This is a genomic window from Paraburkholderia sp. CNPSo 3274 (genome assembly GCF_024206475.1).
In the GTDB taxonomy this organism is placed as follows: domain Bacteria; phylum Pseudomonadota; class Gammaproteobacteria; order Burkholderiales; family Burkholderiaceae; genus Paraburkholderia.
Genome location: NZ_JAMBPR010000014.1, coordinates 112,227 through 135,388, shown reverse-complemented (window position 1 = coordinate 135,388; position 23,162 = coordinate 112,227). Strand labels below are relative to the sequence as shown.

Below are 23,162 nucleotides of genomic sequence, written 5' to 3'. Positions count from 1 at the left end.
TCATCGAGCCATGTTCAGGCGGCAGCGCCCAGCGCCGCTTGCAATGTGACAAACGTATTTTCGTCGGTGCGCTCGAAATGCAGCGGCGTGACCGAAACGCGGCCGGAGTTCACCACGGCCGTTTCGCTGTCGGGCCCGTTTTCGCGTGGGCCGCGATTGAAGCGCAGCCAGTGGTAGTCCATGCCGCGCGGGTCGATCTGCGGCACGACGTCGATGCCCTGCACGAGCCCGACGCCCTGGCGGGTGACCGTGAGCGGCCCCGCGGCGCTCGCGTCGATATCGGGGAAATTCACGTTCAGGCAGACGGGCGCGTCATGCGCCACGGCGGCGAGGCGGCGAATCACGTCCGGCGCGAGTGCGCGGGCGGTGTCCCAGCGCACGCGCTCGCGGTCACGGAAGGTCTGGCTCAAGGCGATGGACGGCAGGCCGAGCAACAGGCCCGTCATGGCTGCGCCCACCGTGCCCGAGAACATCGTCTCCACGCCAAGGTTGCCGCCGCGGTTGATGCCCGAGAGCACGAGCGAAGGGCGCACGTCACCCATGAGCTGGCGCACCGCCATCACCACGCAATCGCCCGGCGTGCCGAGCACGCCGAAGCGCCGCTCGCCGCGCCGGCTCACGCGCAGCGGCGTATGCAGGCTGATCGAGTGCGAGGTGCCGCTCTGGTCGTGTTCGGGCGCGACGACCCAGACTTCGTGCGCGAGTTCGGCGGCCACGGCTTCGAGCACGGCGAGGCCGGGCGCGTCGATGCCGTCGTCGTTGGTGAGGAGCACGCAGGGCAGTTTCGTATCGGTTGCGGTCATGGCTGGCTCTTCTTCGTTGCAAGTCGGGGAAAGGGCCATTATTCCAGAGTGCGTTCCGCGCGGCTGCCGTGGCGGACTTTTAAAAGGGATTCGTAGCCTATCCGATATAGACTAGCGCGTCGGCGCCATGAGGCGCGCCCTGCCGTGAGGAGAAGTACGTGAAGCCGCAAGCCATGCCGGACCTTGCCCGCATCCTGTTCGTTGTTGCCATACTCTGCGCGCTGACGATCGGCAGCCTCTACGTCATGCGCCCGTTCCTCCCGGGATTGATCTGGGCCACGACTATCGTCGTCGCGACCTGGCCCGCCATGAAAGCCATTGAGCGACGCTGCGGCAACCGCCGGTGGCTCGCCACGCTCGTCATGCTGCTGATCCTTCTGTTCGTGATCGTGCTGCCGCTCTATGAAGCCATCTCGACGCTCGCGTTGCACGGCAGCGAGATCACGGAACTGATCCGCAAGCTGCCCGACTATGCGTTGACCGCGCCGCCGCAGTGGGTCGGCGACATTCCCGTGGTTGGCTCTCGCATCGCCAGCAAGTGGCAGGAGTTTTCGGACGCCGGCCCCGGCGGTCTGCTCGCGCAGCTCGAACCGTACGTTTCGATCGCGGCGCACTGGTTGATCGGCCACGCCGCGTCGGTGGGCGTGTTCGTCATGCACATGTTCATTACCGTGATCATCACGGGCATTCTGTACAGCAACGGCGAGCAAGCCGCCGACTATGTCACGCGCTTCGCCATTCGCGTGGCTCCCGCTTATGGCGAGCAGGCCGTCAAGCTCGCGGGCGCTTCGGTCCGCGCGGTGGCGCTCGGCATCGTCGTGACGGCGATCCTGCAGTCGGCGCTCGGCGGCATCGGCCTGTGGGTGGCCGGGGTGCCGGGCGCGGGCGTGCTCACGGCCGTGATGCTCATGCTGTGTCTCGCGCAGATCGGCCCGACGCTGCCGCTGCTCGGCGGCGTGATCTGGCTGTTCGTGCACGACGCGCACATTGCGGGCAGCCTGCTCGCGGTGTGGTCGGTGATGGTCGCCATGCTCGACAACCTCGTGCGTCCGGTGCTGATCCGGCGCGGCGTCAATCTGCCGATGCTGCTCATTCTCTCCGGCGTGCTCGGCGGCTTGTTCGCCTTCGGCATCGTCGGGCTCTTCATCGGACCGGTGATCCTCGCCGTTTCGTCCACCTTGCTGAGCGCCTGGATACGCGACCCGGCGGCGCAAGCCCGCGGTGCGTCCAGCCCGGCTGCCCGCCAGGACGTTTGACGCCGCGCAGGCAACGCCATCGATTAGCAAACGTCTCCTCTTGCCGACGCGCAGTTCGATTCGACGTTACGATGACGTCTGAACTTCGCTTCGGCATTCGTTAGAGCATTCATGCGGCGCTCGCGTGAGCATGGCTCGTGCCATTCCTGGTCGCGGGCAGCGCATCCGCGCACGCCGCGCATCGCTTCCAAGGAGACGAAATGGCTCAGTTCAACTGCGATATCTGCGGCGTGCGCCCCGCTACGGTGCGGGTCGCCGTGTTGCAGGACGGCAGGCGGCGCTTTCTCGATGTCTGCGACTTTCACTACGCGCAACTCACCCGGCATCAGCGCACCTTGAGCCCGCTGGAGGCGCTGTTTCGCGCCTCGCAGCAGACAGACGGCGCGGGCGATGCCGGCGCCCCGGCGGCCGAACCTGCGCCACAGGCCATGGAAGCGGGCGACGGCGCCATCGTCGAACGCTATTTCAGCGACGTGGCGCGTGAATTGCTCCAGCGCGCGGTGGAGCGGGCGGTACAGTTCGGGCGGCGCGAGGTCGACACCGAGCATCTGCTTTACGAACTCGCGGGCAACGATGCAGGCGCGGCGATCCTCACGCGTCTCGGCATTCAGCCCGACGATGTGCGCGCGTTCATCGACGCCAATGCGCAGAAGCGCGAAGGCGCGCTCGCGCCCGAGGACGGCCGCATAGGCGTCTCGCCGCGTCTGAAGGGCGCGCTCGACCGCGCATTTCTCGTCTCGCGCGAACTGGGTCACAGCTACGTCGCGCCCGAACATTTGCTCTTTGGGCTCACGCAGGTGCCGGAAAGTTTTGCGGGCCATCTGCTGGGCCGCTACGGCGTCACGCCCCAGAAGGTGTTGCAGCGACTCGTGGAGGCCCAGGGCGACAAACGCGAGCGTCCTGCCGCGAAGGGTCCGAGCACGACGCCGCAGCTCGATCAATACAGCCGCGATCTCACCGCGCTCGCGAGTGAGGGCAGGCTCGACCCCGTGATCGGCCGTTCAAGCGAGATCGAGACGGTGGTCGAAGTGCTCGCGCGCCGGCGCAAGAACAATCCGGTGCTGATTGGCGAACCGGGTGTGGGCAAGACCGCGATCGCCGAAGGCCTCGCGCAACGCATGCTCAACGGCGACGTGCCCGAATCGCTACGCGGGCGGCGGCTCGTCGAGCTGAACGTCAACGGGCTGATTGCGGGCGCGAAGTATCGCGGCGAATTCGAAGAGCGCGTGAAAGGCGTGATGGAGGAAATCTCGGCGCAGCGCGAAAGCCTCGTGCTCTTCATCGACGAAGTGCACATGATCGTCGGCGCGGGCCAGGGCGGCGGCGAGGGCGGGCTCGACATCGCCAATGTCTTCAAGCCGGCCATGGCGCGCGGCGAATTGAACCTGATCGGCGCGACGACGCTATCCGAGTACCAGAAGTACATCGAGAAAGACGCGGCGCTCGAGCGGCGCTTTCAGCCCGTGTTCGTCTCCGAGCCGAGCGTCGATCAGACGATCAACATCCTGCGCGGCTTGCGCGACAAACTCGAGGTGCATCACCACGTCACCATTCGCGACGACGCGCTCGTTTCGGCGGCTGAGCTATCGGACCGCTATGTGATGGGGCGCTTCCTGCCCGACAAGGCCATCGACCTGGTCGACCAGGCGGCTGCTCGCGTGCATCTTTCGGCCACCTCGCGGCCTGCGGCGATCCTCGAACTCGAAGCGGAACTGGCGCAGTTGCGGCGCGAGCAGGACTACGCGGCAACGCGCAAGAACTTCGAGCGCGCCCATACGCTGGATGAGCCGATTGCCGACAAGGAAAAGGCGCTCACGCAGGCCACCAATGACTGGAAAGGTCAACTCGGCACCGTGACCTCCGACGTGACGAGCGAAGATATCGCGGAGATCGTCTCGAAGCTCACGGGCGTGCCGGTCACGCAACTGACCGCTGAGGAGCGCACGCGGCTGCTCGAAATGGAAACGCGGCTGCATGAGCGCGTGATCGGCCAGGAGCAGGCCATCGTCGCGGTAAGCGACGCGGTGCGCCGTTCGCGCGCCGGGCTGCGGCGCGGCCGGCGGCCCACGGCGGTGTTCCTGTTCCTCGGGCCGACCGGCGTCGGCAAGACGGAGCTTGCGAAGGCGCTGGCCGAAGTGGTGTTCGGCGACGAAGACGCCATCGTGCGCATCGACATGAGCGAGTACATGGAGCGCCACGCAGTGTCGCGGCTGATCGGCTCGCCGCCGGGTTACGTCGGCTATGACGAAGGCGGCCAGTTGACCGAGAAGGTGCGCCGCCGTCCCTATTGCGTGATCCTGCTCGACGAAATCGAGAAAGCTCACTCCGACGTCTACAACGTGCTGCTGCAGGTGTTCGACGACGGTCGGCTCACCGACGGCAAGGGGCGCGTGGTCGACTTCAGCAATACGGTCGTGATCGCGACGAGCAATCTCGGTTCCGACGTGGTCTCGGGGCAAAAGCGCTCGGGGCCGGGTTTTCTCTCGAGCGCCGAAGGGTCGATGCAGGGCGCCGTGATGGGCGAGTTGCGCCAGCATTTCCGGCCAGAGTTCCTGAATCGCATCGACGAGATCATCATGTTCCAGCCGCTCACAAGCGACGAGCTGCGCTCGATCGTGCGGTTGCAACTCGAACAGGTCCGGCGGATGGCGCGCAGCCAGGACATCGACCTGACGTTCGACGCCAGCGTGATCGATTACCTCGCGGCGGAGGGGTATCGGCCGGAATTCGGTGCGCGCGAGTTGAAACGCAAGATGCAGCAGGCGGTGGAGAACGAACTGGCCAAGGAAATGCTCAAGGGCGGCGTGAAAGAGGGTGCCAAAGTCGTATGCCGTTACGACGCGGCGGACAAACGCATGGCATTCGCGTTGCAGGAGGCGGGCAAAGGTTGACGCAGGCGGCCCGGGGCGTTGTTGCCCGTGCTCGCGGCGGGCCTAGCGCACCAGCTTCGGGCGCGAGACGGGTTTGACGCCCGGACGTTCGACGGCCCGCCGGATCTTTGCGAGCAGATCGCCCTCGTGGAATCGCCGGTCTTCCGAGAAGCGCTCGGCGACCGTGAGATAGGCGTCGTGCAGGCGGCTCATGATTGCCTCGCTCTCGGTCTGCCGAAGGTCGAGGCGCCGGGCGAAGGCATGGAGTTCCGCCGGCAGCGGGAAAGTCTTGCTCCGGTTGAGGCTGAGCGCCATGCGCCCATCGAGATCCGGATAGATGTCCGTGCAGACCACGTCGAATACCGGAGCGAGACGGCGTGCTCCGGTCGGATCGGTATAGAGGATTCCCAGATTCTTCATGTGGGCATCGCCGTCGCGCAACAGGCACGAGAGGGCGATGCGCTCGAAAAGGCGGCGTTTCTGCGCCGGGTCCGAACGCGTATAGATGTCCACGGCCTTGGCGATCATCTCGTAGCTGCCCTCGTACTTGGCCTTGCCGGTGAGCACGCTCATGTCCTCGAATCCGAGGGGCGTGCCGTTCGCCTCGCGGTCGAAGCGTGACATGACGAAGAGCTTGCCGTCTTCGGAAAGCCAGAAGTCGGGGACTTCGAGCGCCGCCTCTTTCGCCACCGACATGCAGAAGTATTCGTTGCGCGCGAGCCCGGGAAAGTCGTCGCCTTCGGCCTTCACGATCACCGTGCGCAGCGGCAGCGCCGTGTGCTCGGCGGGGCGCGAGGCGGTTTCCGCGGCGAGCGGAACGACCGCCTTCGGCTGCACGCCGGAAATGCCCGACCCGAGCGCGTAGCGGTCGATCAGGCGCTCGAACAGGCGGCCCGAAGGCGAGGAAAGCAATTCGTCCAGACGCTCGCCGTCGCTCTGTGGCACCTGCTCTCCCGGCACGGAATAGGTGAGCCGCCCGATTTGATTGGTGCCGGCGAGAAAGAGCAGAAACATGTCGCTCGGCGCGCCGTAACGCGCGAGCCGTTCCTCGATGACGAAGCGCAGGTAGCCCTCTGGCCGGTTCATCGCGAAGATGCCCATCAGGTCGCCGCTCGCATAACTCTGGCGCCGCACTGGCATGGTGAGCGATACGGCGGCCATGTCCGGCGCTTCACCGTAATTGAAGACGAAGCGGCTTTCGCGCGCGAGCAGACCGCTCGGTCCCTGCGGCGTATGGACTTCGAGGTTGCGGATTTCGCGCAGGAGCCGCTCGAGGTCGAATGAGGTACTGGCAGTCATTCGTCGTCCCTGAATATGTCATTCAGGTCCTCGAGGATGACGGTGTCCATGGGGCGAAGCACGACTTCATAGCCGAGCGCGTTCACGAGACGGCAGAGTTCGCGTATGCCGACGTTGCCCGCGTGTTCAGCGTTCGTGACGGTGCGGCGGGCGACGCCCGCCTGCTCCGCCAGGGCCTGCTGGGTCAGCTTGCGCTCGCGGCGTGTCGCGCGCAGGCCTTCTGCCAGGCGCTCGACGTTGGAGATCGAGAGGTTCGCGGGTTTTTTGCGCATCATGGTGCGCATTATAGGAAGTTTTTGAGCGATTTGCGCGTAATTATGCGCATCGAGTGCCGAGACGTCATGCCGGGAATGCGCGTAATTCTGCGCAAAACGGCGAGGGCGGACCGATATGCGCAAAATCATGCGCATATCGGTGTATCAGAGGCGTGTTTCGTAATCGTTAAAGATTCAACGGTTTACGTAGTATTTTTTCCGCCTGGGACTGCTGTGATTCCTGGCCATACTGCAGCCAAGCTCTTTGCGACGAGCCGCGCCGCTTCACATCGACCGCAACGCCGAGCGCTTGAGCTTGCCGGTCTCGGTGCGCGGCAGCGCGTCGATAAAAGCGATCAAGCGCGGATATTTGTACGCCGCCACTGCGTTCTTCACGAAGTTCTGCAATTCGGCGACGAGGGCGTCGCCGGCGCTGAAGCCTGGGCGCAAGACGACGAACGCCTTCACCACCTGGCCACGCACGTCGTCGGGCACGCCCGTTACGCCGCACTCGGCCACGGCGGGGTGCTCCATGAGCACCGTCTCGATTTCGGGCCCCGCGATGTTGTAGCCCGACGAAACGATCATGTCGTCGGAGCGGGCCTGATAGAACACATAGCCGTCGGCGTCGATGGATACAGCGTCGCCGGGCAGGTTCCAGCCACCGCGCACGAACACTGCCTGGCGTTCGTCGGCGAGGTAGCGGCAGCCGGTCGGGCCGCGCACGGCGAGATTGCCCGTCACGCCGGGCGGCACCGGCTGCAGGTCATTGTCCAGCGCCTGCACCACGTAGCCGGGCACCGCGCGGCCGATCGAGCCGGGGCGCACATCGGCGCCCGCGGACGAGACGAAGATATGAATCAACTCAGTGCCGCCAATGCCATCGATCATCTCGATGCCCGTCGCGTCGCGCCATAGATCGCGCGTGGCCTGCGGCAGCGCCTCCCCGGCGGATACCGTCCTGCGCAGGCTGGCAAGGTCGTACTGCGTGACGAGCGCCGCCATCTGCCGGTAGAACGTGGGCGCGGTGAAGACGATCGTCGCGTGAAAACGCTGGATCGTGTCGAGCAGCAGCGCTGGCGTGAGCTTTTCGATCAGTACCGTCGACGCGCCGACGCGCAGCGGAAAACACAGCAGCCCGCCCAGCCCGAACGTGAACGCGAGCGGCGGTGTGCCGCAGAACACGTCCTCGGCCGTGGGCTTCAGGATGTGACGCGGGAACAGGTCGCACATGGCGATCACGTCGCGGTGAAAGTGCATGCAGCCCTTGGGCATGCCCGTCGTACCGCTTGTGAAGGCGATCAGGCAGACGTCGTCGCTGGCCGTATCGCAGGCCGTGAAGTCGGCGGGCTTGCCTGCCGCGAGCGCTTCCAGCGTGCCCGGCGAACCGTCGCCCGGCGAACCGTCGCCCGGCGAACCGTCGCCCGGCGCCTCGTCGTGGAAGTAGCAGACCTGCTTGATGCCACCGCAAAAGAATTCGTCGGCGGGGTCCATGCAGCGCGCGAGTTCTTCAGTGAGCCGCACGTCGCACAGCGCCGCGCAAACCTGCGCCTTGTCTGCGATCTGCTTGAGCTCCTTCGCGCGCAGCAGCGGCATGGTGGGAATCACCACGAGGCCTGCCTTGAGCGACGCGAGAAACGCCACCGCCATTTGCAACGTGTTCGGCCCGCGCAACAGGACGCGGTTTCCCGGCTGCAGCCCCATGTCTTCCACCAGCACGCGGGCGCTGCGATTGACGAGCGCGAGCAACCCGGCATACGTGGTGGCTTGCGGCTTGCCGTCGATGTCCGACCAGATGGCCGGGCGCTCGCCATGTCCGGCCTCGATCGCGCGGTCCAGCAACTCGACTGCGCAATTCATACGCGCGGGGTAGGCAACGTCGGGATTGTCGAGCAGCATGTCGGGCCACTGCGACTCGGGCGGCAGATGATCGCGTGCGAACGTATCGACATGGGCAGTGGGTTGCATGGCGTCTCCGGCTGTCTGTATGAGCTGATCGTTCTGTTGCGTGGGCGCCGGTCTATTGGCGCGTAAGACGCGCGTCGTCGGGAATCACGGCCGTCGCTTCGATTTCCACTTTTGCGTCGTCCTCCATGAGCGCAACCACCTGCACCGCGCTCATGGCGATGTCATAGTCGCCGATCAGCTCGCGAAACGCAGCGCCAATTTCCTTCAGCGATGCCAGGTACGCCCTCTTGTCGGTGACGTACCAGGTCATGCGCACGAGGTGCTCGGGCTTGCCACCGGCGGCTTCGAGTACGGCGACGATATTGCGCAGCGCCTGCACGGCCTGCGCGCCGAATTCGCTGCTCGTGAAGCGCGCATTCTCGTCCCAGCCGATCTGGCCGGCGATATAGACCTGCGTGCCGGCAGCGGCGACGCCGTTGGCATAGCCGCGCGGCTTGACCCAGCCTGCGGGAAGAAGGGCTTGTTTCATGTTTCGTCCGGTTCCGTAGAGAAGCGTCGCGCACGCGCTTACGCGGCGTTGTATGCCTTGAGCAAGTCACGCCCGACGATGAGCTGCTGCACCTCGGTCGCGCCTTCGTAAATACGCAGCGAGCGAATCTCGCGGTAAAGCGACTCGACGATATTGCCGCTTTGCACGCCCATGCCGCCCCAAAGTTGCACGGCCGCATCGATCACCTGCTGCGCGCCTTCGCTTGCATGCCACTTCGCCATGGCGGCTTCGCGCGTCACGCTTTCGCCCTGGTCGCGCAGCCACGCCGCGCGATAGACGAGCAGGGCGCTGCTGTCGATGGTGAGCGCCATTTGTGCGAGCTTTGCCTGGGTGAGCTGAAAATCGCCGAGCGTCTGGCCGAACATCTTGCGCGAAGCGGCGCGTGCGAGTCCTTCGGCCATCGCGCGGCGCGCGAAGCCTAGGGAAGCTGCAGCGACCGACGTGCGGAAAATATCGAGCGTGCGCATGGCGATCTTAAAGCCTTCGCCCGGCGCGCCGAGCATCTGGCTGCGCTTCACGCGCGCGCCGGTGAAGCGCAGGCGCGCGAGCGGATGCGGCGCGATCACGTCGATGCGTTCGGCGATTTCGAGCCCGGGTGTGTCGGCATCGACCACGAACGCGCTGATGCCGCGCGAGCCCGGCGCCTCGCCGGTGCGGGCGAACACCACGTAGAAGTCGGCGATGCCGCCGTTCGAGATCCACGTTTTTTCGCCGTCGAGCACGTAGTCGTCGCCCTCGGCGCGTGCGGCGAGCGCCATCGCGGCGACGTCGGAGCCCGCTTCCGGTTCGGAGAGCGCAAACGCGGCGATCGCTTCGCCGCGCGCGACGCGCGGCAGATAGCGCGACTTTTGCGCTTCGTTGCCAGCCAGCGAGATCGCGCCAGAGCCGAGGCCCTGCATGGCGAGCGCGAAGTCGGCGAGGCCCGAGTGCTTCGCGAGCGTTTCTCGCAGCAGGCAGACGGCGCGCGTGTCGATCGTGTCGCCATGGCCGCCGTAAGCGGTGCCGCCCACGCCGTAGCGCAGCCAGCCGGCTTCGCCCAGCTTGCGCACGAGCGCGCGGCAGGTCGCATCGACATCGTCGTGCGGCACGTGCGCGAGATGTTCACGCGCCCACGTTTCGATTCCCGCGCCAAGCGCGCGATGTCGATCTTCGAAGAACGGCCACGCGAGCGCGTCGTGGAGATGGTTTTCAACGGCAGCGTTCAATTCAGTCCCCTTCGAAAACCGGACGCGTTTTGGCCGCGAACGCTTCATAGGCGCGGCCAAAATCGCGCGTGGCCATGCAGATCGCCTGCGCCTGCGCTTCGGACTCGATGGCCTCGTCGATGCTCATGGTCCATTCCTGGTGCAGCATCGTCTTGGTGATGCCGTGCGCAAAGGTCGGGCCGGACGCGAGATCGGCGGCGAGCTTCTGCGCATCGGCGAGCAGCGTTTCGGGCTCGCAGATGCGGTTGTAGAAGCCCCATGCGTGGCCTTCTTCCCCGCTTGCGGAGCGGCCCGTATAGAGCAGTTCGGCCGCGCGGCCCTGACCGATGATGCGTGGCAGGATCGCGCACGCGCCCATGTCGCAGCCCGCGAGCCCGACGCGCGTGAAGAGGAACGCGAGCTTGCTGCGCGCCGTGGCGTAGCGCATGTCGGAGGCCATGGCGAGAATGGCGCCCGCGCCGGCGCAGACGCCATCCACAGCGGCGATGATCGGCTGCGGGCAGTGGCGCATCGCTTTCACGAGGTCGCCGGTCATGCGCGTGAACATCAGCAGTTCGGGCATCGGCAGGTCGACGAGCGGCGCGATGATGTCGTGCACGTCGCCGCCCGAGCAGAAGTTTTCGCCTGCGCCATGCAGCACGATGGCCTTCACGTCCGTCGCATAGGCAAGCTGACGAAACAGATCGCGTAGTTCTGCATATGATTCGAACGTGAGCGGATTCTTGCGTTCGGGGCGGTTGAGCGTGATGGTTGCCACGCGGCCTTGAACCGACCAGCCGAAGTGTTGCGCCTCATAACCGGCAAGCGTGACGCGGTTGCCCGCAAGGAGCGCTTCGGCGCTGGAACGTGTCGTCAAGATATGTCTCCCGGATCTTTGCAATTTCAATGTTTTCAGCTTTCGAGCCCGTTGCGCAGATGTTGTTTGAGCTTGCCAAGCCGCTCGTGCATCTTCGACTTCTCGTCGAGCGTGAGGCCGCCGAACAGTTCCACCACCCATTGCTCGTGCGCGGCCGCCATGCGGTCGAAGAGGGCACGGCCCTCGGGCGTGAGGCGAACCGCGAAGGCGCGCCGGTCGTCGGGGGCAACGTCGCGCACAACGAGGCCCTCCTTTTCGAGCTGATCCGTAATGCCCGTGACGTTGCCGCCCGTCACCATCAGGCGGCGCGAGAGTTCCGTCATGCGCAACCCTGCGGGGTGGCGCTCGAGCTGCGCCATCAGGTCGAAACGCGGCAGCGTCGTATCGAACTCGACGCGCAGGCGGCGGCGCAACTCGGCTTGCACGAGGTTCGTCGTGGTGAGCAGGCGCAGCCACAGGCGCAGGCCCATGTGGCTGTCGGCGCCGGTGCTCATTTCCATGTCGACCACATTCTCGGCTGGCTTTTCAACGCCCTTGCGCGGCGCTTTCGTTGCAGCCTTCGCGGTGGCGTTCTTGCGCGTGGATGCGGGCGATGTCATGTGATTTCTCCACCGGAAACGGATACGGACTGGCCCGTGATCGCCGACGATCCGGGCGCGCACAGCCACAGCACCGCGTTGGCGACTTCTTCCGGCGTGACGAAACGCTGCTGCGGGTTGTGGCGCACGAGGATGTTGCGCGCCTCGGCTTTGCTGCGCGAGGTCTTGCGCGTGATCTGTGCGAGCGACGCCTGCAGCAGTTCCGTTTCCGTGTAACCGGGGCAAACGGCGTTCACGGTCACGCCTTGCGTGGCCACTTCGAGCGCAAGCGCGCGAGTCATGCCGATCACGCCATGTTTCGAGGCGCAATAGGCGGCGACATACGGGTAGCCGACCTGGCCCGCCGTGCTCGCGACATTGACGATGCGTCCGGCCTTGCGCGCGAGCATGCCGGGAAGCGCCGCGCGCGCGCAAAGAAACGCGCCGGTGAGATTCACGTCGAGCATGCGCTTCCACAGCGCGAGGTCGGTTTGCGTGAACGGCGCCGCCTGAGCCTGCCCCGCGTTGTTCACGAGGATATCGACGGCGCCGAGCGTTTCGGCCGCACGTGCGAAGGCGGCGTTCACGGCGTCTTCGTCAGTGATATCGACGCTCACGCAGGCCACTCTCTCGCCGCCGCCGAGCGCGTCACGCTGGGCGTCGAGCCGCGCGGCGTCGCGGCCCATCAGCGTGACGCGCGCGCCAGCATGCAGGAGCGCGGCGGCGGTCGCCGCGCCGATGCCGCTGCCGCCGCCGGTCACGATTGCATGACGATCGTTGAGGATTGCCTGGTTCATGCTCACACGGTTCCTTCGGCGCGTTGCGCACGCTCGATCGGCGAAAGGCCGGCCGCGGCTGCTGCAGCGGTGCGTTCGCGCTCGATGTTGCGTTCGAGTTGTGTTTTGGCCGCCATGTACTGATTCGGCCACTTGATGTCGAGGTAGCCGATGCGCGCGGCTTCGGTGAGCGTCCACGAGGGATTGGCCAGGTGCGGCCGCGCCACGGCGCACAAGTCGGCACGCCCGGCCGCGATGATGCCATTCACGTGATCCGCTTCGGAAATCGCACCGACGGCGATCGTCGCGATGCCCGCTTCGTTGCGGATGCGGTCGGCGAAGGGCGTCTGGAACATGCGGCCGAAGACGGGCTTTTCTTCCTTGCTCACCTGGCCCGACGATACGTCGATCATGTCCGCGCCTGCCGCCTTGAACGCGCGCGCGATTTCGATGGCGTCGTCGGGCGTGTTGCCGCCTTCCACCCAGTCGTGTGCCGAGACGCGCACCGAAATCGGCTTGTCCTGCGGCCAGACCGCGCGAATCGCCCTGAAAACTTCGAGTGGATATCGCAGACGATTTTCGAGCCATCCGCCGTACTCATCAGTGCGCTGGTTCGTGAGTGGCGAGAGGAAACTGGAAAGCAGATAGCCGTGCGCACAGTGCAATTCGAGCCAGTCGAAGCCCGCTTCGTCTGCCATTCGCGTGGCTTGCACGAATTGCGCCTCGATTTCGCGCAGTTCCTCAGTGCCCGCTGCGTGCGACCACTGGCTCACGCCACGCAGATATTGCTGCGGCGAAGCGGAGACGAGCGGCCAGTTGCCGTCGTCGAGCGGCTGGTCGATGCCTTCCCATGCCACGCGCGTCGAGCCCTTGGCGCCGGAATGACCGAGCTGCATGCCGATTTTCGCGTCCGAGTTCGCATGCACGAAATCGACGATGCGCTTCCACGCCTGCAAATGCTCGGGCGCATACATGCCGGGGCAGGCGGGCGTGATGCGAGCCTCGGGAGAGACGCAGGTCATCTCGGTCATCACGAGCGCGGCGCCGCCCATGGCGCGCGCGCCCAGGTGCATGAGGTGATAGTCGCCGGCCACGCCGTCATGTGCGGAGTACTGCGCCATCGGCGAGACGACCACGCGATTTTTTAACGTAACGCCACGCACCGTATAAGGCGTGAACATGGGCGGCACGGCACGCGCCTCGCCACCCGCGCGCTGTGCGAGCCACGTTTCGAAGCCGGACAGATAACTCGCGTCGCGCTCGCGCAGATTTTCGTGCGAGATGCGCTGCGAGCGTGTGAGCAGCGAATAGGCGAACTGCTCCGGGTCGAACTTCGCGTAGCGGTCCACGTGCTCGAACCACTCCGTGGAATTGCGCGCGGCGTTCTGAATACGCAGGACATCCACGCTGCGCACGTTCGTGTAGTGCGTGAGCGCCGCGCGCAGATCGCCGGGGTGAGCTTCCATGCTGTTGGCGAGTTCGATCGAGTCTTCGAGCGCGAGCTTCGTGCCCGAACCGATCGAGAAGTGCGCGGTGTGCGCCGCGTCGCCCATGAGCACGACGGGCGTTTGTCTGCCGTCGGCTGCGGTTTTCCAGTGCACCCATTCGCGACTGACCACGCGCGGAAAGCGGATCCATTGCGACGAGCCGCGCAGATGCGACGCATTCGAGCGCAGCGCGTGGCCGTCGAGATAGCGCGCGAACAGCTTTTCGCAGAACGCGATGCTGTCTTCCTTGCTCATCGTGTCGAGGCCGGCTGCGCGCCACACATGATCAGGCGTTTCGACGATGAACGTCGAAGTGTTGTCGTCGAAGCGGTAGGCGTGCGCCTGGAACCAGCCCCATTCGGTTTCTTCGAACGCGAACGTGAACGCGTCGAAGAGTTTCGACGTGCCGAGCCACACGAAGCGGCAATTGCGCAAATCGATATCGGGCTGATACGTGGTGGCGTACTTCTGGCGCGTGGCGCTGTTCAGGCCGTCGCTCGCGATGATGAGATCCGCGTGGGTGACGTCGTCGTCGGTGATCTGCGATTCGAACACGAGCTTCACGCCGAGCGCTTCGCAGCGCGCCTGCAGGATGTTGAGCAGACGCTTGCGGCCAATGCCGCAGAAGCCATGGCCCGACGAGCGGATCGCGCTGCCGCGAAAGTGAATCTCGATGTCGTCCCAATGATTGAAGGCGTCGAGAATTTCGTCCGCGCTTTCGGGGTCGGCCGCGCGCAGGTTGCCCAGCGTCTGGTCCGAGAACACCACGCCCCAGCCGAACGTGTCGTACGGGCGGTTCCGTTCGATTACGGTGATTTCGTAGTCGGGGTGGCGGCGCTTCATCAAAAGGCCGAAATAGAGGCCTGCGGGCCCACCACCCATGCAAACAATGCGCATGCTCGCTCCTTCGTTCAATCTGCAAGCTCAATGTATGTCCAATTACTTTAGGTGTCAAGTAATTAGCGGGTGAGGGCGGGATGACCCTGGGCGCGGCGGCGAAACTTCGAAATTTTTCGGAACCCTCGGCGCGGCCCGGCGTCAACTTGCCATGACGCAAGTAGAGGGATCATGCATGCTTTCGCGCGCCTTTCCGCGAGGCGCGACGGCCGAAATGTCGCGATGGCGCAGACGTGACACCACAGGATGTGGCACCAGAAAAGGGCGAGCGCTGACTCGATGTGCATGGCGCGCACCGTCCGGGCGTGCGCGCGCGACCGCGTGGAACCGTCAAGCGGGCGAAATGCTTACCATGGATTACGCAGCCGCATTTCGTGTCGAGCTGGCATTAAAGTCGCTTGGTGAGGCGGCGCTCTGGCGCAGTCTTTTACGGAACCCTTTCATGCGTAGCGCGCGCGGCCACGAATCGATCAGGCATCCTTACAAAAAGACTCTTAAAGCTGACAGCTTCATCGAATCGAGGTCGTGCACCCCTTCAATCGTAATCTTCGACACGAATGGGAGTCGTCACCAATGAGTCAGACAGCGAAGCGATCGATCGAAATCGACTTTTTCCGGGGTTTCGCGTTGATTTCCATCGCGCTCGATCACATTCCTTCCAGCGTGCTTTCGCATGCGATGCTGCACAACTTCGCGTTCTGCGACTCCGCGGAAATATTCGTGTTCGTGAGCGGCTATGTATGCGCGGCGAGTTGGCTCGCCATTGCCGGGCGAAAGGGAGAGGGCGCGGCCAACCGCCGCTTCTGGCGTCGCGGGCGCGAGATCTACGCCGCCTACCTGTGCACCGCTGCGCTCATGCTGCTTTCGGGCGCCGCCGCGGTGATGCTGCGTGTGGATTCGCCGCTGGTTACGGAGTCGGGTTATCTGCGCTTCGCCGCGCAACCGTTCACGATGCTCGCCAATATCGCGGTCTTTCGCGACCAGCCCTATCTGGCCGGCGTGCTGCCCATGTACGTCGTGCTCGTGATGGTCTTGCCATTCGTGATGCCGCTTGCGCGCCGCTCGCCCGATCTGGTGCTCGTGGGCAGCTTCGTGCTGTGGTTCGGCGGGTGCTGGCTCGTGGGCTATTTGCCTACCGCGCCCGGTGCCATATGGCCCTTCAACCCGTTTGCCTGGCAGGCCATGTTCATGCTGGGCCTCCTGTGCCGCCTCTATCCGGTGTCGCGCGCGTTCCAGGTCTCGTGGTCGGGCCGCGCCTTGACAGCCCTCGCGCTGGTGCTCGTTGCCACGTTCGCGTTCATCCAGTTGTTCGCCGACCTGGACCCTCAGCCTGGCTATATGAAACAGAATCTTGCGAGCGTGCGCATCGTGAACTTCGCCGCCGTGGCCTGGCTCGCCGCGCAGGCGGTGCGCAAGGGCTGGATAGCGTGGCTTGCGCAACGACTGCCGGCCGTCGTCACCGTGGGGCAGCAGGGCCTCGTATGTTTCGTGGGGGGGGCGGTGGCTTCGAACGTCATCGACACGCTGCTGCGCGCAACGCATGTCACGACTTCTTTGCCCGCACGGCTCGCGGGCGATGTGCTCGCGGTCGGCGCATTGCTTGTGCTCGCGGGTGGCGTGCGGCGCTGGAAGGCAGTACGGCCACGCGTCGCGCTGACGTGAAGCGCGACGGCGAAAATTCAAAGGTGAGGGTTTGCGGGAGCCCTATGGGCGCATTCAATGCGCAACGCGCTCACGCCTTGCCGAGTTCGCGCACGTCAGTGGCGGGCTTCGATCCGAATGCATCGCTCAACGCATAGTCGATCAATTGCTGCGCGGCCGCTTCGGGTGTGGACAGCAAGCCGTTCTGCTTGAGCTGTTCGAAGCGCTCGCGCATCGGGAACTGGTCGACGCTCGTCGCGCGGATCGTCTCCTGCATGCCGGTGTCGATCACGCCCGGTGCGATGCTGCAAATGCGCACGCCGGCTGGTGCGTCGAGGGCGACGGCGCGCGCGTGGTGATCGAGCGCGGCCTTGGTCGCGCAATAGACGCTCCAGCCCGGATACGCATTGCGCGCAGCGCCGCTCGAAAGATGCACGATGCGGCGCGACGCGGTCGCGCTGAGCGCAGGCGTGGCGGCGAGCGCATTCGCGAGCATCAACGGCGCTGCGACGTTGAGCGTTACGGCGCGCGCAATGGCGAGCGGGCCCTGCGCGCCGAGCGGCGCAATGGGCTCGACGCTGCCCGCGTTGTTGAAGAGCAGCACGCACTGTGCGCCGAGCGCGAACGCATTGAGCGTGTCGCCCGCCAGCCAGCGCTCGAGTGCGGCGGGATCGGCGAGGTCCACGACCGCCTGGGCAAACCGTTCCGCATGGCGGGAAGCGAGTTCCGCATGAGCGCCGCGGCCGAGGCCGAGCACCTCGATGTCCCGTTGCAGCAGCGATTGCGCGAGCGCCGCACCCAATCCGCGCGTATGGCCGGTCACGATGGCGCGAATGGTGGAACGGGGGGCGGATGTCGAAATCGTCATGGTGTCGTAATCAAAAAAAGGGATGCGATCCTTGCGCTCGCAAGGTGTTGACGCTTGAAATTCGAGGGATTTTGCCGCGCGCCGCGTGGATTCGCGGTGTGGCGCGGCGCGCGATGACGGACTCGAAACCGGCCGCGGAAAGTGAATGCCCGGTTGAGTCGGCCGCGTTTTCGGTATCATAGCGTCCGGTTCCATACGGAAGAGATCTGGACGTGAAAGCCGCATCGCAACAACGCCGCACCCTGAGCTTCAAGGACGGTCTTCTTGAGATCAAGAAGAGCATGGGGGGCAGCTCGGGCCAGCCGCCCGAAGAACAGGCGCAAAAATCGCAAGGCAAGCCCGCTCACAAGGGCGCGAAGGGCCATGGCGGCTCGCACGCCCCGAAGGGCCCGCGTGCCCCGAGAGAGGGTTCGGCGGCTGCGGGCGCGGCCGGCGGCAAGGACGAGCGTTCGCGCTCGCGCCACGGCCGGCCTCAGGGCGCGAGAGCGCAGGAGCAGAATCAAGGCGAGCAAGGGCAGCGCGCCCAGCAGCCGCGCCGGCCGCAGCAGCCGAAGCCGGCTCGCGCGCCGGAGGCGGGCGAGCGTTCGGGGCAGCAGCGCCGCCGTCCGGCGCGTCCCCAGCAGCCGCCGGCCGCGAATCTGAGCGAGGCCGAAAAGGCGCGCATCGAGCGCAATCGCCAGCTCAACACGGTCTGGAACGTGTTCGCGAAGCACTACCCGGCTTTTCGCGACCGTTTGCCGCTCAAGATCGGCGTGGCCGAGGATCTCGTCGCGCGTCACCCCGAGTACGAGCGCACGATGATCGTCGCCGTGCTCAAGCGCCATGTGAACCATCCGCGCTATCACGAGCGTGTGGCCGCGGGCGGCTCGCGCTACGAGCTCGACGGCACGGCCTCGGAAGGCCCGGGCATCGATCCGTCGCACGTCGGCCGCGCGAATGCGGCGCTTGCGCGCCAGAAGGCCAAGGCCGAGGCGCAAGCCAAGGCGCGCGAAGAGGGCAATGCCCAGCCCGAGGCTAAGGCCGAGGCGAAGACCGAACCCGCGCCCCGGCCCGAAGCCCAGAGCGTAGAGCCGCAAGCCCCGTCCAACGCGCCGGAAGCCGCGTTACAGCAACCGGAAAACGGCGAGACGCCCGCAACCGGCGCCTGAGCCCGCGCGCCGGAAGTATCCCGTCCGAAACGCCTCCCTCGCGGCACCGCCGCGAGGGAGGCGTTCGCACGTCTGGCGAGCCGCTGCGCGCGCTGGGAGGGGCACTCCCGATCGATGCGTGCGCAACGTTCAGCGCGCACCTCGGCCTTCGTATCGTGATCTCGGGTGATCCCAGCGCGAATCGCATGTCCGCGATCCCGCGCAAGGCAGGCTGAGCGAAGCGGGAAGCGGTTTTAGCGCGCGTTGGCCGAAGCGGTGTCTTGCACGGCAGCCTGCGCGGAGGCCGCCGATATCGCGGAGGGTGCCGTGGCAGGCGCGGATGCGCCGATCGCAGCCGTTGCCGCCGCAGCCGCAAGTCCGACACTCGCCGGCGCATCGCTCGGGGCAGGCGCGCTAGCGGTGTCGAGCACCCGGCTGAACTCCACGGCGCGCGTGCGGATCTTTTCCGCATAGGCCTTCGAGCCGCCATAGTTCTTCATCGCGGCGTTGAGGTCGCCGCCGGCGGCCCGCTGGTAGCCATAGAGGATCGACGAGCCCACGTCGATGTTGACACCGGGGTCGGTGAGATCCTTGTTATGCAGGATATTGCGATGCGCCGACGGCACAACCTGCATGAGTCCGGTCGCGCCATTCGCGCCGTGCGCCTTCTCGCGAAAGCGCGACTCGATCGAGATGATCGCGAGCAGCACCGCAGGCGGCAGCGAATATTTCTCGGCGGCGCCTGTGACGGCTTGCGAGATTTGCGCGGCTTTCTCTTTCGCGATCCCAAACTTTTGCGTGAGGTATTTCGAAACCGCGGTGGACATTGCGCTTGAACTTGCGGGAGCAACCCCGCTCGCAGCCGATGCGCTGACGATGTCGCTAGCGGGCGCCTGCTGCTGCGCCTGCGCGGCCGCGGTTTGCACGAGGCCCGGCAACAGGGCGAGCAGGCAGAGTAACTGCCTCATGGCCGGTGCGTAGGAGAAAAAAGAAGGCGCAAGTATAACCGGCCCCGATTAATGAGGCCGGCTGCGTGTCATCTCGTTTTCACATCCCTGACCGGTGTAAGGACCGGGCGCCACGCCCGGCGCGGCTGCAGGCCGCGTTCAGGCCTTCTGCACCGAGGCCTTCCAGATTTCGTCGATGCTCGCGGCGAGCGCGGCGTCGAACTCGGTGTCGCTCATCGATTTCGTGAGGTCGTTGATGAGCGCGCGCGAAAAGCTTGCAATCATTCGATGGTTTTTGGCGAGACGCGCGCACGCGTCAGTGCGCGAATAGCCGCCGGAGAGCGCCACCACGCGCACCACACGCGGATGTTCGATGAGCGGCAGATAGAAGTCGGGCGTATCGGGAATCGTGAGCTTGATCATCACGTTCTGCGAGGCGGGCAGCGCGTTGAGCCCCTTGAGCAGTTCGTCGCGCAATAGCTTCTCGGCCTTGGCCTTGTCGGGGGCCTTGATCGAGACTTCGGGCTCGAGAATCGGCACGAGTCCGTGCGCGGAAATCTGCGCACCGAATGCGAACTGCTGCGCGGCGATCGAAGCGATACCCAAAGGCGAGGCATGCTCGATCACCGAGCGCATCTTGGTGCCGAAAATGCCGGCTTTCACCGCGCGTTCGAGCAGGGCGTCGAGGCCAGGAATCGGCTTCATGAGACGCACGCCGTCGGCCTCGGCCTCCAGCCCCTTGTCGACCTTGAGGAACGGCACGACGCTGCGCTCGTTCCAGAGGAAGCCGGGCACGGGCTTGCCTTGCGCCTGACCATCCATGGTCGCCTCGAAGAGGATCGCGCCAATCACCTTCTCGCCCGTGAACGCGGGGGCGCTGATGATGCGCACACGCATTTCATGGATGAGGCGGAACATTTCGGCGTCGCCGCTATACGCGCTTTCGGGGATGCCGTACTGGCGCAGCGCGCCAGGCGTCGAACCGCCGCTCTGGTCCAGCGCGGCGATGAAGCCCGGTTTGTCGCGCATCTGCGCAAGCATTTGCTCGTTTGCCATCGTCCTATCTCCCGCATGTGGGGCGCCCTTGCGGGCGCGGTTACTCGAATCCGGTCGCGGCTGCTGCGACGAGTGTACTTGCGCCGCTGCGCCGCGTCTTTGCCATTATGTGGGCATGGTCGCGCAGCCGCGCTGGAGAAGGGAAACGATACACCGCAGCAATTGCGATGCCAGGGGGAAAGTCGCGGCAAATGCCGTCACACGATGACTTGCGCATGCGCGCTGCGGTCGTTCGCGAGCAGCGCCGAGAGCTTGCGCAGCGCGGCCTGCAGTTGTTCGCGCCCGCCCGTCGCACCCAGAGAAATGCGGATCGCGTTCGCGGTTTCCGGGCCTTGCTGGAACGCCGTTGAGGGCGCCACGGCGAGGCCCTCGGTGCTCGCGGCCGCGGCCAGCTCGCGCGCCTGCCAGTAGCGCGGCAGCGTGTACCAGAGGTGAATGCCCGCGCCCGCCGACGATCCCAGCGTGTGCGCCGCGATGCGCTGGCGCTCGCGCGCTTCGGCCTTCACATCCGCGAAGATCTGCTCGGCCACGCCTTCCTCGATCCAGTGCGTGGCGAGCGCGTTGGTGAGCGGCGCGGCCATGAGCGAGAACGTGCGCAGCGCGGCCACGAAGCGTGTGTGCGCCTCTTGATCGGGCAGCGCGAGGTAAGCCGTGCGCAAGCCGGGCGAGAGCGTCTTGGAAAGCGTCGCGAGATAGCAGACCTGAGTGGGCGCGAGCCGGGCAAGCGGCGCGGGCGCATCGGGCGCGAAACGCCAGTAAGGATCGTCTTCGACGATACGCGCGCCGCAGCGCTGCGCCACCCGCAGGATTTCCAGGCGGCGCGCCTGCGGCATGGTCGCCGTCGTCGGGTTCTGCAACGTGGGATTCACGTAGATGAGCCGCGCCGCGTGCTCGCGGCAAGCCGCTTCGAGCGCGTCGGGGCGCATGCCGTGGGCATCGACGGCAACGGGGGCGATGCGGCGGCCCAGTTGCGCCGCCGCGTGCGGCAGGCCCGGATAGAGCAGCGGCTCGGCGAGGATGACCTCGCCCGGCTGCGTGAAGGCGAGGATGAGCGCGGCAAGCGCCGCCTGCGCGCCGGGACAGACCACCACGCGATCGGGCCCGACGTGGCCGAGCATGGGCTGCAACCACTTCGCGCCCGCGTGCCAGTCGGCGCGGCCGCCGCCGCCCATGTGGTAGGTCATGAGCAGATCGGCGTCGCTGCGCACCAGCACGCGCGCCATGCCTTCGCGCAGCAACGCGTTCATGTCGAGGCCGGCGGGCGCGGGCGGGATGTTCATGCTGAGGTCCACGCGCTGGAGCAATTCGGCGCGCGGCGCGGCAATGAAGGTGCCTAGCGGCCCGCGCGCCTCGATCAGCCCGCGCCGCCTGGCTTCGTTGAAGCCGCGCGTGACGGTGGTCAGATCGACCGAAAGCAGGGTGGCGAGGCTGCGCTGCGCGGGCACGCGCTCGCCGGGGCGCAGTGTGCCTTGCGCCACCGCGCCTTCGATGAAATCGGCGAGCTGGAGGTAGCGCGGGCTGTTGCCGGACTGCATCGCCGTGGCCCATGCATTGATCTCGCCGGCGCTTTCGGCAGCTTGGTCGTGTGTCATTCTGTCGCGGATGTATGCGTCATGTCTTACTCTAGCATGCGTGCATGAAGCGCGTAAATCCATACATATAGGCTATGTATGGCTTCTGCGGCGGCCCTCCGAGGCCGCTCGTGCGGCAGCAGAGTGAGCACGTATGGATGGGTTTGCGCGAACGTCAATCTTGGAACCAGACATGTGCAATCCAGACCCTCGCTCGGGGCGGGCCGCTACGGCCGGCCCGCCTTCTTCACCACGTCCACCCCACATTACCCGCTTTCTGCGCCGCGCGGCTCTCGTCGCGGGGGGCACACCGCTCGTGCTGCTCAGCGGCTGCAACATGGCGCTGCTCGCCCCGAAGGGCGACATCGGCGTCCAGGAAAAGAACCTGATCCTGATCGCGCTCGGCCTGATGCTGCTCGTCGTGATTCCCGTGATCGTGCTCACGTTGTGGTTCGCGTGGCGCTACCGCGCCTCCAACACGAAGGCGACTTACGCGCCGCGCTGGTCGCATTCCACGGCCATCGAAGTGGTGGTGTGGACGATTCCGTGCGTGATCGTGCTCACGCTCGCCGTGCTGATCTGGCGCACGACGCACTCGCTCGACCCGTATCGCCCGATCGAATCGCAAACGAAGCCCGTGCGCGTGGACGTGGTCGCGCTCAACTGGAAGTGGCTCTTCATCTACCCGGACTACGGCGTGGCCTCCGTGAACCAGCTCGCGATCCCCGTGGATACGCCCGTTGAGTTCAACCTCACCGCCGAGTCGCTGATGAACTCGTTCTTCATCCCGCAACTGGGCAGCCAGGTGTATGCGATGCCTGCCATGCAGACGAAGCTGCACCTCATCGCGAATGAGCCCGGCATCTATGCAGGCCGCTCGGCGGCATTCAGCGGCCCGGGCTTCTCCGACATGCATTTCGAAACGCTGGCCAAAAGCCGCGCCGACTTCGACGCCTGGATCGCGCAGGCGAAGTCGTCGCCCACGATGCTGAGCCGCGCGGCCTACGAACAGCTCGCGTTGCCGGGCGAAAAGACGCCGGTGATGCTCTATTCGAACGTCGCGCCGGGCCTGTTCGACGGCGTGGTCGGCAAATACATGCGTGACGTGCACGGCAATCCGATTTGCGGCACGGTCCCAAGCGCAGTCCCTGGCACAGGCGCCGCGGCGCTCACGCTCAACCGTAGTGCCATCCTGGCAGCGGAGTAATCACAC

The 23,162-nt window shown here is 65.7% G+C and carries 19 protein-coding genes; 5 read left to right on the top strand and 14 right to left on the bottom strand.

Annotation, left to right across the window (positions count from 1 at the left end):
* Nucleotides 1-14: 14 nt before the first annotated feature.
* Nucleotides 15-803 carry a 5'/3'-nucleotidase SurE gene (gene surE / locus M3I54_RS12485; protein ID WP_254336209.1) on the bottom strand — a complete coding sequence of 263 codons (789 nt, stop codon included), beginning with the start codon at nt 801-803 and terminating at the stop codon, nt 15-17.
* 173 nt (nt 804-976) lie between these two features.
* On the opposite strand from surE, the gene ydiK reads away from it, so the two are divergent.
* Both ydiK and M3I54_RS12475 read left to right on the top strand, forming a co-directional pair.
* Complete coding sequence (gene ydiK, locus M3I54_RS12480) at nt 977-2,059, top strand: AI-2E family transporter YdiK (RefSeq protein ID WP_254336231.1); 1,083 nt, start codon at nt 977-979, stop codon at nt 2,057-2,059.
* Nucleotides 2,060-2,259: 200 nt separating this feature from the next.
* Nucleotides 2,260-4,950: an ATP-dependent Clp protease ATP-binding subunit gene (locus M3I54_RS12475; RefSeq protein WP_302058930.1), complete on the top strand. Its 2,691-nt coding sequence runs from the start codon at nt 2,260-2,262 to the stop codon at nt 4,948-4,950.
* A 42-nt stretch (nt 4,951-4,992) separates the two neighbouring features.
* Here M3I54_RS12475 and M3I54_RS12470 read toward each other — a convergent pair whose 3' ends face one another.
* The 9 genes from M3I54_RS12470 to M3I54_RS12430 all read right to left on the bottom strand — a co-directional run bounded on the left by M3I54_RS12470 (nt 4,993) and on the right by M3I54_RS12430 (nt 14,739).
* A complete protein-coding gene (locus tag M3I54_RS12470; RefSeq protein ID WP_254336206.1) occupies nt 4,993-6,228 on the bottom strand; it encodes a type II toxin-antitoxin system HipA family toxin in 1,236 nt (411 codons plus the stop codon).
* Complete coding sequence (locus M3I54_RS12465; RefSeq protein WP_254336204.1) at nt 6,225-6,503, bottom strand: helix-turn-helix domain-containing protein; 279 nt, start codon at nt 6,501-6,503, stop codon at nt 6,225-6,227. Before M3I54_RS12465 ends, M3I54_RS12470 begins: the two co-directional genes overlap by 4 nt.
* 264 nt (nt 6,504-6,767) lie before the next feature.
* A complete protein-coding gene (locus M3I54_RS12460) occupies nt 6,768-8,450 on the bottom strand; it encodes an AMP-binding protein (protein ID WP_254336202.1) in 1,683 nt (560 codons plus the stop codon).
* Between the two features lie 52 nt (nt 8,451-8,502).
* Nucleotides 8,503-8,919 (bottom strand): RidA family protein, encoded by a 417-nt coding sequence (locus M3I54_RS12455; protein WP_254336199.1) that lies wholly within the window; start codon nt 8,917-8,919, stop codon nt 8,503-8,505.
* Between the two features lie 38 nt (nt 8,920-8,957).
* Entirely contained in the window at nt 8,958-10,145 is a 1,188-nt protein-coding gene (locus tag M3I54_RS12450) for an acyl-CoA dehydrogenase family protein (protein ID WP_254336197.1), read from the bottom strand.
* A 1-nt stretch (nt 10,146) separates the two neighbouring features.
* On the bottom strand, nt 10,147-11,001 hold the full coding sequence (locus M3I54_RS12445; RefSeq protein ID WP_254336195.1) for an enoyl-CoA hydratase family protein: 855 nt from the start codon (nt 10,999-11,001) through the stop codon (nt 10,147-10,149).
* A gap of 35 nt (nt 11,002-11,036) precedes the next feature.
* Nucleotides 11,037-11,600, bottom strand: a complete 564-nt coding sequence (locus M3I54_RS12440; protein ID WP_254336192.1) for a MarR family winged helix-turn-helix transcriptional regulator — start codon at nt 11,598-11,600, stop codon at nt 11,037-11,039.
* A complete protein-coding gene (locus tag M3I54_RS12435) occupies nt 11,597-12,376 on the bottom strand; it encodes an SDR family NAD(P)-dependent oxidoreductase (protein WP_254336190.1) in 780 nt (259 codons plus the stop codon). Before M3I54_RS12435 ends, M3I54_RS12440 begins: the two co-directional genes overlap by 4 nt.
* A 2-nt stretch (nt 12,377-12,378) precedes the next feature.
* On the bottom strand, nt 12,379-14,739 hold the full coding sequence (locus M3I54_RS12430) for a bifunctional salicylyl-CoA 5-hydroxylase/oxidoreductase (protein ID WP_254336188.1): 2,361 nt from the start codon (nt 14,737-14,739) through the stop codon (nt 12,379-12,381).
* A gap of 573 nt (nt 14,740-15,312) precedes the next feature.
* Here M3I54_RS12430 and M3I54_RS12425 point away from each other — a divergent pair.
* Nucleotides 15,313-16,401, top strand: a complete 1,089-nt coding sequence (locus M3I54_RS12425) for an OpgC domain-containing protein (RefSeq protein WP_254336186.1) — start codon at nt 15,313-15,315, stop codon at nt 16,399-16,401.
* A 70-nt stretch (nt 16,402-16,471) separates the two neighbouring features.
* On the opposite strand, the gene M3I54_RS12420 is transcribed toward M3I54_RS12425, so the two are convergent.
* Nucleotides 16,472-17,248: an SDR family oxidoreductase gene (locus M3I54_RS12420; protein ID WP_254336184.1), complete on the bottom strand. Its 777-nt coding sequence runs from the start codon at nt 17,246-17,248 to the stop codon at nt 16,472-16,474.
* Between the two features lie 212 nt (nt 17,249-17,460).
* Between M3I54_RS12420 and M3I54_RS12415 the strand changes: the two genes are divergently transcribed.
* Complete coding sequence (locus M3I54_RS12415; protein ID WP_254336182.1) at nt 17,461-18,396, top strand: ProQ/FINO family protein; 936 nt, start codon at nt 17,461-17,463, stop codon at nt 18,394-18,396.
* A 233-nt stretch (nt 18,397-18,629) separates the two neighbouring features.
* Here M3I54_RS12415 and M3I54_RS12410 read toward each other — a convergent pair whose 3' ends face one another.
* The 3 genes from M3I54_RS12410 to M3I54_RS12400 form a co-directional block, all read right to left on the bottom strand.
* A complete protein-coding gene (locus M3I54_RS12410; protein WP_254336179.1) occupies nt 18,630-19,343 on the bottom strand; it encodes a transglycosylase SLT domain-containing protein in 714 nt (237 codons plus the stop codon).
* Nucleotides 19,344-19,481: 138 nt separating this feature from the next.
* Nucleotides 19,482-20,378, bottom strand: a complete 897-nt coding sequence (locus M3I54_RS12405; RefSeq protein WP_254336177.1) for a fructose bisphosphate aldolase — start codon at nt 20,376-20,378, stop codon at nt 19,482-19,484.
* A 197-nt stretch (nt 20,379-20,575) separates the two neighbouring features.
* Entirely contained in the window at nt 20,576-21,970 is a 1,395-nt protein-coding gene (locus M3I54_RS12400; RefSeq protein ID WP_254336176.1) for a PLP-dependent aminotransferase family protein, read from the bottom strand.
* Between the two features lie 172 nt (nt 21,971-22,142).
* Here M3I54_RS12400 and cyoA point away from each other — a divergent pair, with 172 nt between their 5' ends.
* Nucleotides 22,143-23,156, top strand: a complete 1,014-nt coding sequence (gene cyoA / locus M3I54_RS12395) for a ubiquinol oxidase subunit II (RefSeq protein WP_302058929.1) — start codon at nt 22,143-22,145, stop codon at nt 23,154-23,156.
* The last annotated feature ends 6 nt before the right edge of the window (nt 23,157-23,162 follow it).